The sequence below is a fragment of the Aeromonas sp. QDB62 genome (genome assembly GCF_027705695.1).
Lineage (GTDB): Bacteria > Pseudomonadota > Gammaproteobacteria > Enterobacterales > Aeromonadaceae > Aeromonas > Aeromonas allosaccharophila.
The window spans coordinates 1-1,202 of the sequence record NZ_JAPDCD010000120.1 but is presented as its reverse complement, the minus strand read 5'-3'; the positions used below and the strand labels follow the sequence as shown (position 1 = coordinate 1,202).

The 1,202-nt window shown below is 56.1% G+C and carries 1 protein-coding gene; it reads left to right on the top strand.

Features of this window, described 5'->3' with window-relative positions:
• Nucleotides 1-151: 151 nt before the first annotated feature.
• Nucleotides 152-1,069: an IS5 family transposase gene (locus tag OKC27_RS22690; RefSeq protein WP_270806749.1), complete on the top strand. Its 918-nt coding sequence runs from the start codon at nt 152-154 to the stop codon at nt 1,067-1,069.
• Nucleotides 1,070-1,202: the final 133 nt, after the last annotated feature.

Below are 1,202 nucleotides of genomic sequence, written 5' to 3'. Positions count from 1 at the left end.
GACCGCATTGGCTTCTTTCATTTTAGGTAGCAACTGGTAATAGATGACCCCTTGCCGAAAGAACGAATAGGTTCGGCCTTGTTGCTCAAATCGGGGAACTATCTGTCATCTCGGTGATCTGATCCTGTAGCGCAGTCTCCGAGAGCATCAGATGGGCAAGTCCAAGCACAAGATCAGCAACTGGCAGCAGTACAACCAAGCCTTGGTGCAACGCGGTTCGTTGACCATCTGGATGGACGAACAAGCCATTAAGCAGTGGCATTGCCTGGTCCACCATGGCCGCCGAGGGAGAGGTTTCCACTACAGTGACACCGCCATTGAGACTGCCCTGATGCTAAAAGGCTTGTTCAAGTTGCCGCTGCGGGCGCTAGAAGGCTTCATTAACTCGTTGTTCCAACTGATGGCGGTGCCTTTGCAGTCGCCGGACTATAGCTGTATCAGCAAGCGCGCCAAGACCGTCGACATCAAGTACCGCGTCCCCAGCCAAGGCCCGGTGGCTCACTTGGTCATTGATGCCACCGGCCTCAAGGTCTATGGCGAAGGCGAATGGAAAATTCGCAAACACGGCAAGGAGAAGCGACGAGTGTGGCGCAAGCTCCACTTGGCGGTGGATGCCACAACCCATGCGGTCATCGCTGCCGAAGTCAGCCTGGAGACGGTGGCGGATAACGAGGTGTTACCGACGTTGCTCAACCCCTTACGACGCAAGATAAAACAGGTCAGCGCCGATAGTGCGTATGACACCAAGGCCTGTCATGCGCTACTGAAGAAGAAGGGGGCGAAAGCCACCATACCGCCGAGAAAAAATGCGGCACCGTGGGAGGAAGGCCATCCCCGCAACGAGGCGGTGACGGCGCTCAAGGCCGGTGAACTGAAGCAATGGAAGCAAGACTCCGGCTATCACCAGCGCTCGATAGCCGAGACCGCCATGTACCGGTTCAAGCAACTCATCGGGCCAACGCTGAGCCTGCGGAACTACAACGCCCAGGTGGGCGAAATCCTGGCTGGCGTGAAGGTGATGAACAAGCTGATAGGGCTTGGTATGCCTGTTCGCCAGCCAGTGAATTGAGTGGTATCAACGGGTTGGGGAACGGCCATCCAGCGACGGATTTGATCAACAACGCCAATAGGTTCGGCTCTTGCTGGTATTGACCTTGATCGTTCTCTCTAGACCGACACTGTCTCCAGCCTTACCCAGCAGC

Excerpts from the sequence above, each read along its gene's own strand:
- OKC27_RS22690 (WP_270806749.1), top strand. The coding sequence starts at position 152 with ATGGGCAAGTCCAAGCACAAGATCAGCAACTGGCAGCAGTACAACCAA.